This window comes from Gemella bergeri ATCC 700627 (assembly GCF_000469465.1).
GTDB classification, from domain to species: Bacteria; Bacillota; Bacilli; order Staphylococcales; family Gemellaceae; genus Gemella; species Gemella bergeri.
In genome coordinates, this window is the sequence record NZ_KI271834.1 from 1 (window position 1) to 10,133 (window position 10,133).

The 10,133-nt window shown below is 29.9% G+C and carries 7 protein-coding genes; 1 reads left to right on the forward strand and 6 read right to left on the reverse strand.

Annotated elements, in window-relative coordinates; translation table 11 throughout:
- Nucleotides 1–60: 60 nt before the first annotated feature.
- The 5 genes from secD to HMPREF1983_RS03765 form a co-directional block, all read right to left on the reverse strand.
- On the reverse strand, nucleotides 61–2,355 hold the full coding sequence (gene secD / locus HMPREF1983_RS03745; protein ID WP_021752965.1) for a protein translocase subunit SecD: 2,295 nt from the start codon (nucleotides 2,353–2,355) through the stop codon (nucleotides 61–63).
- 205 nt (nucleotides 2,356–2,560) lie between these two features.
- Nucleotides 2,561–3,394 (reverse strand): Cof-type HAD-IIB family hydrolase, encoded by an 834-nt coding sequence (locus HMPREF1983_RS03750; protein WP_021752966.1) that lies wholly within the window; start codon nucleotides 3,392–3,394, stop codon nucleotides 2,561–2,563.
- 4 nt (nucleotides 3,395–3,398) lie between these two features.
- Nucleotides 3,399–3,830, reverse strand: a complete 432-nt coding sequence (locus HMPREF1983_RS03755; RefSeq protein ID WP_040460936.1) for a GtrA family protein — start codon at nucleotides 3,828–3,830, stop codon at nucleotides 3,399–3,401.
- A 150-nt stretch (nucleotides 3,831–3,980) separates the two neighbouring features.
- Entirely contained in the window at nucleotides 3,981–5,546 is a 1,566-nt protein-coding gene (locus HMPREF1983_RS03760) for a peptide chain release factor 3 (protein ID WP_021752968.1), read from the reverse strand.
- 4 nt (nucleotides 5,547–5,550) lie between these two features.
- Entirely contained in the window at nucleotides 5,551–7,059 is a 1,509-nt protein-coding gene (locus HMPREF1983_RS03765; protein WP_021752969.1) for a UDP-N-acetylmuramoyl-L-alanyl-D-glutamate--2,6-diaminopimelate ligase, read from the reverse strand.
- Between the two features lie 185 nt (nucleotides 7,060–7,244).
- Between HMPREF1983_RS03765 and HMPREF1983_RS03770 the strand changes: the two genes are divergently transcribed.
- Nucleotides 7,245–8,408 carry a class I SAM-dependent methyltransferase gene (locus HMPREF1983_RS03770; protein WP_021752970.1) on the forward strand — a complete coding sequence of 388 codons (1,164 nt, stop codon included), beginning with the start codon at nucleotides 7,245–7,247 and terminating at the stop codon, nucleotides 8,406–8,408.
- Between the two features lie 196 nt (nucleotides 8,409–8,604).
- Here the strand turns inward: HMPREF1983_RS03770 and HMPREF1983_RS03775 are convergent, their stop codons facing one another.
- Nucleotides 8,605–9,906: an NCS2 family permease gene (locus HMPREF1983_RS03775; protein WP_021752971.1), complete on the reverse strand. Its 1,302-nt coding sequence runs from the start codon at nucleotides 9,904–9,906 to the stop codon at nucleotides 8,605–8,607.
- Nucleotides 9,907–10,133 lie beyond the last annotated feature (227 nt).

A 10,133-nucleotide genomic window follows, 5' to 3' on the forward strand; every position in this document is an offset into this window, starting at 1 on the left:
CTATCAGTCCTATATTTTGTAGATCCTAAAACTCTCGAGTCTAAAACTCGAGATTTTTTATTATAGTAAAACTTTATCGTTTTCTCGTCTTTCTTTTGGAGAATTACGAACTTTTATTTCTATTTTTCCTTTTTTATTTAATTCTTTTACTTTAAGAACCGCCCAAAGTTGTGCAGCGATGAACAGTGAAGAGTAAAGCCCGAATAATAACCCAATCAACAACGCTACATTAAAGGTTAAAATTGAACTGCTTCCCACTACTATCATAACTATTACTGTAATTACAACTGTTAGGACAGTATTAATAGAACGAGTTAATGTTTGTCGAAGTGAAACGTCAACAATTTTATAAATTTGTTCTTTTGATTTTAATACTTTTTCATGACGCATATGCTCTCTTATTCTATCAAAAGTAACAATTGTATCATTAATAGAATATCCGACAATCGTCAGAACAGCTGCAATAAATGTAATATCAACTTCTAAACGAAGAATACTTGTCATGAAAATAATTACTGCAACATCATGAAGTAAAGCAATAACACTTGTAACACCCATACGCCACTCAAATCTAAAGGCTACATAAATTATGATACCGATTGAAGCGTAGATTAAAGCGTAAAGGGCATTTTTCACAAGCTCTTTTCCTATCACCGGCGATACGACACTTAAATTTGCATCTTTTTCATATTTTTTAGAAAAATATTCTTTGATTTCTATTGATTTATCTTGTTCAAAACTATCTTTAGAGTGAATTGTAGCCTGTTTTTTATCAGGTGATAAAACTATTTTTTCTTCAGATATTTTCAGGTTACTTAGATCTTCCTTGATTTTTTCCGTTGTCAATTCTGTATTTGAGGCCACATCTATTCTTGTCCCACTTGAGAAGTCAATACCTAAGTTTAGTTTGAAAAGACCCAACGATATGATTCCTGCAATCATAATCGCAAGACTTAATGCAAAGAATTTTTTCATATGTTTTGTAAAATTCACCTTCTCAAATTTAGTATGTAATTGTAATGAGGTAATACCAAATTTAGTTTCCTGAATATCTTTTTTATTTACACCGAAATATCCTGTTCTATTATTAAAGATATTTGAATTTACCAACAAACTTAATAACATTCTTGTACCAAATACTGATGTTATAAAACTGACTAAAATAGAAAGTAATAACATCGTCGCAAATCCTTTAACACTACTTGTACCAAAAATAAATAATACAATAGCCGCAATTACTGTTGTAAATTGCGAGTCGAAGATTGTCCATAATGACTGTTTAGCACCATCTAAATAAGCTTTTTTAAGTGGATATCCCGCTCTTAATTCTTCCTTAATACGTTCGTACATAATAATATTGGCATCAACCGCCATACCTACCCCAAGTATTAATGCTGCAATACCCGGTAAGGTCAGGACTCCGGAGATCATATTAAAGAATATTACCGTAATATAAACATATGCAATCATCATTACACTTGCAACAAAACCTGGTACACGGTATACGATTAACATAAACAAGCAAATAATCGCCAATGAGATTGCTCCGGCTAAAACCGTTTGATATAAAGCATCGCTACCGAATTGTGCACCAACAGAGTTGGAATAAATTTCTGTAAGTTTTACCGGTAAAGCGCCTGAATTAAGTAACGCCGCTAATTCTTTTGCTTCTTTTACTGAAAAATTACCGGTAATTTGAACATCTTTTGAATTAATAGTTTGTGTTACTTGTGGTGCCGAAATATATTTAGGTTTCGATTTTGATGACTCTGCTTTAAATGAATCTCCTTCACCAAAATCCATCCAAATAACCATTAGGTTTTTACCGGTACCACGTTTACTGATTTCAGAAGTAATATTACCGAATTTTTCAGCATCTTTTAATTTTAAGTTTACATCCGGTTTAGAGTTTTGGTCATATCCTTGTGAGGCACCACCCTCAACTAAATCAGAACCGTCTAACAATACTTTATCATCTACATCACGAATTGTTAAATTAGCTTGCGTAGATAATACTCTACGTGCTGATTCCTGATCTTTTACTCCAGCTAGCTCAACACGAATTCTATTTCCTGATTCTACTGTAATTACCGGTTCGCTAACTCCTAATATATTTATACGACGACTGATAGTATCAGCTGTTGCTTTAACAGCAGCTTCATCTATAGTCTGACCATCTTTTAAGGGTTCTACTTGATAAAGAACCTCAAAACCGCCTTGAAGATCTAGTCCTAAGTTTACTTTTTCTGCATTAGATTTTGAAGTCAATCCTATTGTTGTCAGAATAATTACTACTAATGACAAAAAAGCAAGTATTCTACTAGATTTTTTCTTCACGTTCTTTCTTCCTCTCATGAACGTTCTCCTTTATTTTCAAATTTTGACTGTTGTAATAAATTTTCTATATAGTGATTACTTTACAATAGTACCATAACACCATTACAATAGCTGTTGCAAAAGCAAATTAATTTTTACCAGTCAATTTTTTATTAAATATTTAACTTGTAAATAAATACACGCTACCTATTAATGTATCAAATTTTTAGTAAGTTCGCAAGTATTATTCTATCGCATCTACATATTTTTCCATATATTTTATAACCGAAAAATCATTATTATTCCCAATAACTTCGTCACACATCTCGCAAATTGCAGCAGTTGCATTATTTGGGCAAACACTCCAACCTGCAACATCAAACATTTCTTTATCATTAAAATTATCACCGAACACCACACAATCATCAGTTGTATAACCGTAGTATTCAGCTAATTTTTCTATAGCAGTTCCCTTGTTACAATTTTTAGGCATAATGTCAAAGAAATCTGTCGCTGAAATTGTACCGTCAACCGGAAAGACTTCTTTTACCTTTTCAAAAAAATGTTCTACTTTCTTATGGTTTTTTGAAATCATCATCACCTTTTGACAACTCTCATTATTTTTTTTAATTTCTCCGATAATATCATTATGAACATACATTGGAGTTTTTAACTCTTCCGGCATATTTTCTTCAAGTAGTTTCATTCTTTTCATACTAAACGATAATCTATCACAGTAAATATAATTCAGTGTATATATATGAAACTCTATACCGTTATCATTTAACTCTCTATACATAGAATATATCGCTTCAATTTCTTCTATTTCAAAGTTTTTCTTATATACTATTTCCCCTGTTTTAAGGTTACGAATTAAACTACCGTTATTTGAAATAACAACATCATTCATCCCCAAATCATGATAATAATGTTTTACGGCAATATCCGGTCTGCCGGTTGCTATAATAAATTTTATATCTTTAGCCTGCAATTTATTCATAATTTCTTTTGCATTTGGAGCAATTTCTTTTTTATCATTTAGAAATGTACCATCCATATCTGTTATAAACCATTTCATATACCTATTTTTTCTCCTTTGTAAACACCAAAAACTTACTTATTACATAATTAGCTACTAAAACAACAAATTGAATTATAAATTTCGATATATAGGCATTCATTCCAATATATATAAATAACTCCACTCCAAATACTTCAATAACTAATGTTGATAATCTTGCCGTAAAAAATTTAGCAAGTTCATAAAAAATTTTTCTAAAACCGATAGCTTTTGAATTAAAAACATATTTAGCATTAACAAAATAAGCAAATAATATAGATAAAGTTATTGATATTAAATTGGCAGGTCGAACCGCCATACCGTAATAATATAAAATAAAATAAGTTACAACATTTACAAGGGTTGTACAAACACCAAAGAAAATATAATTGACGACACTTTTATATCGTGGTTCTTTATACAATTCCAAACATTTATTAATTAAATTTTTCATAGTATCCTCTTTTAAAAACATATTATTTCTTGAAAAAATTTTTATAATATTAGCTGCAGAAAAAGCACTATATATACAATCATTTTTATTAAAAACATTTTAATAAAAAACAGTGATAATTTTCTTTAACTAAAAAATATATTTTCTTTTTTATAATTTACTATATAATTTTATTTCCGGATATTTGTCATTAAACCAATTCATAGCAAAATCATTTTCAAACAAGAATACATAATTATCTTGTAAGTCTTTTACTAAAATACTACGTGAACTTGACATGTTTTCATTTACTAAATCTTCATTCTCTATCCAACGTGTTGTCTTTTGTCCAATACGTTCCATTATAACTTCTGTATTATATTCATTTTTCATACGATGTTCAAATACTTCAAACTGTAGTTGACCTACTGCACCTAAAATAATTTGGTTAGTATGTAATGTTTTATAATATTGAATTGCCCCTTCTTGAACAAGTTGTTCCACACCTTTATGAAAATGTTTTTGCTTAAGTACATTTTTAGCAGAAACTTTAACAAAAATTTCCGGTGTAAATGACGGCAAAGCCTCAAATTCTACTTTTTTATTTTGGTACAATGTATCACCAATCTGATAGTTACCACTATCATATAAACCTATAATATCTCCCGCATAAGCTACATCAACGGTTTCTTTGTCATCAGCCATAAAGTTTGTAGAACGTGATATTTTCAATTTTTTTCCGGTTCTCGTCAATATTACGTCCATACCACGATTAAACTCTCCTGAACACACACGCAAAAATGCTATCCTGTCACGATGTTTAGGGTCCATGTTAGCTTGAATTTTAAAAATAAATCCTGAGAAATCCGTATCAATCGGATTAACATCATTTCCGTTAACATCTTTTCGACCTTTCGGTGTTGGAGCATTATCAACATAATAGTTTAAAAAACTCTCTACTCCGAATGATGATAATGCAGAACCGAAGAAAACCGGAGTTTGTTCACCTTTTAGTTGTTTATCGTAGTCATAGTCAACTCCGGCTTCTGTAATTAAAATCATGTCTTCAACACATTTTTGATACATTGTATCTTGAGATAATGAGTTATTATCAATAATATTATACTCCTTATCTAACTCAACAAACTCACTATTTTCATTAAACGGTTCTATATAATGATTTTTTCTATCCATAATACCGAAAAAATTTTGCCCCATACCAACCGGCAAATTCATCGGATATGTTTCAATTCCCAATTTTTCTTCAATTTCTTCTAATAATTCCAGTGGTTCTTTAATTTCTCTGTCAAGTTTATTAATAAAAGTAAAGATTGGGATTCCACGCATTCGACATACTTTAAACAGTTTTAATGTTTGTGCTTCAATACCTTTTGCTCCATCAATAACCATAACCGCACTATCTACTGCCATTAATGTTCTATATGTATCTTCCGAGAAATCTTCATGCCCCGGTGTATCAAGAATATTAATAATTTTATTATCATAGTCAAATTGCATTACTGACGATGTTACTGAAATACCTCTTTGTTTTTCAATATCCATCCAATCACTTTTGGCAAATTTGCCTGTTTTTTTCCCCTTTACCGTTCCGGCTTCTCTTATTGCTCCACCAAACAGCAATAATTTTTCAGTTAAAGTCGTCTTCCCTGCATCAGGGTGAGAGATAATCGCAAAGGTTCTTCTTTTTTCTACTTGTTCTTTTATCTGTTCTATCACTTTATTATCCTTTCTTTACCCTACCGTTAAACTTTTTCTCCGCTTCTTCAAGTGCTACAATCGGATCAGAGTGCCAAACTTTTTTACCATCTTTAAGAATTTCATAATCTTCTCTTCCTTTCGAAGCTAGAATAACTACATCTCCGGGATTAGCTAATTCGATAACTCTTTTTACCGCATCCGTTCTGAACCAAATTTTCTCATAATTTTTATGCGTCATTCCCTTTTCAATAGATGACATTAAAACTTCTACATCTTCATCACGTGGGCTGTCCGTAGTAATAACCACATAATCCGCTTCTGAAATAATTTCACCAATTAACGGACCTTTAGAAATATCACGTCCCCCTCCCATTCCTGTAACAAGTAAGGTTCTTTTTCCACGTCTTATATCTCGTGTTGCTTCTAGCAATTTCTTATATCCATCCGGTGTATGAGCGAAATCACTTATTATGTCTATTGGTAAATTATCGCCTAATATCTCCATTCTTCCGTAAAGTGGACTTAATTTTGGTAAAATCTCTACTATATTTTCTACACGTTTACCTTTTAACCATACTGCAATCATTGCAGCAAGTACATTGCTCACCATAAAATCTCCGATATAATTCATAACACACTTAAACTCACCTTCCGGAGATTTCAAAGTAAATCCTGTTTTATATACACCATTTTCTTTATATTGTGTAATATTATATGCAAAAAAATCAGCGGTTTTATCTTTTAGTGAATATGTAATCTCTTGATGATATAAGCACTTAGCCATTATATTATAATAGTCATCATCTTTATTTAAAACACCAAATTTTGCTTCGTTCAGATTATTTCCCAGTGTTGAGAACAAAAGTGATTTATCATAGGCATAGGTTTGCATATCACCATGAAAATCAAGATGCTCATGAGTTAAATTAGTAAAAATCGCAATATCAATATCTACATTATATATTCTTCCCAATACCATTGCATGTGATGATGCCTCAAATGCAAAGTTTTTAATATGCTGTTTTCTTACTTCACCAATTTTGTTATGGAGCGTTACAACATCCGGTGTTGTGTTACCTAAATATGCCGGTATTTCATCATTTTTACAAAAGCCATTTGTTCCAAGATATGCACTGGTTTCTCTAAAAAGGCGTAACATATTATGAATAAGTGTTGAAATACTTGTTTTCCCATTAGTTCCCGTTACCGCTACCGTATGAACCTTTTCACCAACATTTAAGCGATTCGCTATTATACTCGCTATTTTTTCTATTTCCGTTTCTTTAACAACAACAACAGCACAAGTATCAGTCGGATAATCTTCATAACGACTGGCAATAACTAAACTTGCCCCCTGTTTAATCACCTTTTCTATATAGTTATGACCATCTACCGTATATCCCTTAATCGCAATAAACACATCACCTTCACCAATATTTCGTGAATCTTGTGAAATAGTGTTTACATTTTCAGGTAAAGTACCGTAAATTGTTTTTATTTTTATATTGTCTATTATATCTAATATATTCATCGTGTATATACCTTTTTTAAAATTTTCTAACTACTAAATTATACCACGCATGTAAACAATACTCAACTCAATACACCAAATATATTGCACTGTAATTAAAACTATTGTAAGATAGTAAGGAAGAAAATTCGATAAAGTATTTTAATCGTCTAATTAAATTTTCAATTATTCTTAAAGGAGTTCTTATGTATAATGAATTAATTAACAACTTACTCAATCAAATAACAAATCATAATATTGTAAAGATTACTTTTTCTAATATCCGTAATAAAGATCTTGAACTGGATAAAGTTATTGCTAAACTTGTTAAAATAAAAAATGATATTTATATTCAATTTGAATATCGTTACAAACGAATTATAAAACACAAAAATATAGGTATTACTAATAATATCGACCTAAACGAAATATTAGAAGAATTATTCTCACTTGCTAAAGATATTAATGTTATTTCCGGTGATGAAATAATAGATATAAAAATTTCTAAAAAATTCAAAATAAGTATTAAACGCACCAAGACAACTAAAAAGGAGATAACGTTTAACCATAATAATAAGAAAGAATATTTTCTTGATGAGAAAACTACTTATCCATTTCTAGTTGAACTTGGTATTCAAAATCTCGACGGCAGAATAAAAAAAAGTAAATTTAATAAATTTAAACAAATAAATAAATATTTAGAATTTATTAAACATAGCGTTGATCAATTAGACAACAAAAATCAAATAACAATTCTTGATTTTGGTAGTGGAAAAAGTTATTTGACATTTTCTACCTATTACTATTTAACAGAAAAGTTAAATCTTAATGTAAAATTAATCGGTATTGATTTAAAAAAAGAGACAATTAATCTCTGTAATCAAATTGCTCAAAAATTAAATTTTAATAACCTTTCTTTTGTTTATGGAGATGTTATTGATTATGAAAATAATGAAAATATTGACATGGTCATCAGTCTTCATGCCTGCAACACGGCAACTGACATAGCTATTATTAAAGCACTTACGTGGAACGCTAAGATATTTCTTGCCGTACCATGTTGTCAAAAGGAAATTAATTCTCAACTAGCAGCTGATTTTATACCACTTATGCTGAAACATGGCATTATAAAAGAAAAATTTTCTACACTTCTTACCGATTCTATCCGTAGTGAAGTATTAGAAATATTCGGTTATAAATCTAATATTGTCGAGTTTATCTCTGAAGAAAATACACCCAAAAATCAACTTATACGTGCTTTTAAAACAACAAATAATATTGATATAAAAAAACTACAAGAATTAAAAAAATTTACTGAGATGCTAAACATTAAAATGTTTTTACTTGATGAAATTGAGAAATTAATGTAACTATTAATTCAAAACCTTAAAAAACTGAACAGGAATTTTCTGCACAGTTTTCTTTTATATTTCGTTAAAATCTACATTTTTTATAATTTTATGTATTTGAATAATATTACATTGGTAATTTATCGAAACTTATCTAATAAAAATTTAAAAATCGTCTTACATTTGTTTTGTGTAAGACGAAATTTTTCTTATATCTTTATATATGTAACCACAATAATTGAATAACAAATAATATTGCAAATATATACATTAACGGATGAATATCTTTCCATTGTCTTTTTGAAAGTTTTAATGCTACATAAAATATAAACCCAAATGCAATACCATCATTAATTGAACCTGTTAATGGAATACCAATAATTGTTACAAATGCTGGAAATGCTTCTGTAATATCAGTCCATTCTATTTTAGCAATACTTTCCATCATAAATGATCCAATGATAATTAACGCCGGTGAAGCTATTGCCGGTACTGATGCTAAACTACTGGCTAGCGGGAAGAAGAACAATGATATTATAATAAAGAAACTTGTTGATAAAGATGTAAGTCCGGTACGCCCTCCATTAGCAACACCTGATGAAGACTCAATATATGCAGATGTTGGTGTACTCCCGAATAAAGATGCGGTAAGTGATGCTATTGAATCAGCGAGTAATGCTTCTTTCGCACGCTCCATTTTACCATTTTTAATCAGTCCGGCTTGAGTCGTTACTGCAACCATAGTTCCCGTCGTATCAAACAATGTTACCATTAAAAATGTAAAAACAACTCCATATAAGCCTAATTGTAAAGCATTTACACTTTCAGTAATCGGGTTATAAAGCAAACTTAAATCCATATGCGGTATTCCAAATATCTTATCTACTTTTAATAAACCGGTAAAATAGGTAATAATTGCAATAACAGCCATACCGATAAAAATAGCTCCTTTAACTTCTAACGCGAGTAAAACTAAAATAATAAAAATACCTAAAATCGTCATGTATGCAACAGGATTTTTTAAGTCACCAAGTGATAAAATAGTGTGTTCATTAGCGACTATTAATGAAGAATTTTTCAGCCCTAAAAAGGCAATAAATAAACCGATTGCAGCTGAAATACCATATTTTAAATTATTAGGTATAGAATCAATTAAACTCTCCCTAAATTTTGTTGCCGATAATATAACAAAAATTACCGCTCCCATAAAACATGTAGCAAGAAGTGTTTTGTAATTATAGCCGGATGTTGCAGCCAAAGTAGCAAAATATGAATTTATTCCCATACCCGGTGCTACAACAATCGGATAATTCGCTCCAAACGCCATTATAAGAGTACCGACCAACACCGCTAATATAGTTGCGGTAAATACTCTATCTAACGGAATTCCTGCTGCTGATAATACAGCCGGATTGACTACTAAAATATAACTCATTGAGAAAAACGTGATTAATCCTGAAACAATCTCCGTTCTAACATTTGTATTATTCTCCTGTAATTTAAAAAGACGTTCTAACATATTAGAAATGCTCCTTAGTTTTTATTAATGCATTTAGCACATTATTTATAATATATCTTTTATGAGTAATTGTCAAGCTAATAAAGTAATAAAGTTCTGTTTTTTTATATTTTTTTTCATTATACATTTCTAATGAACGGTTTTAGTTTTAATTTTTTATTTTAATATTTTACTTATTAGATTTTTATTAGTTTTTTACGAATTATTATGTTTTATTTATATTATTA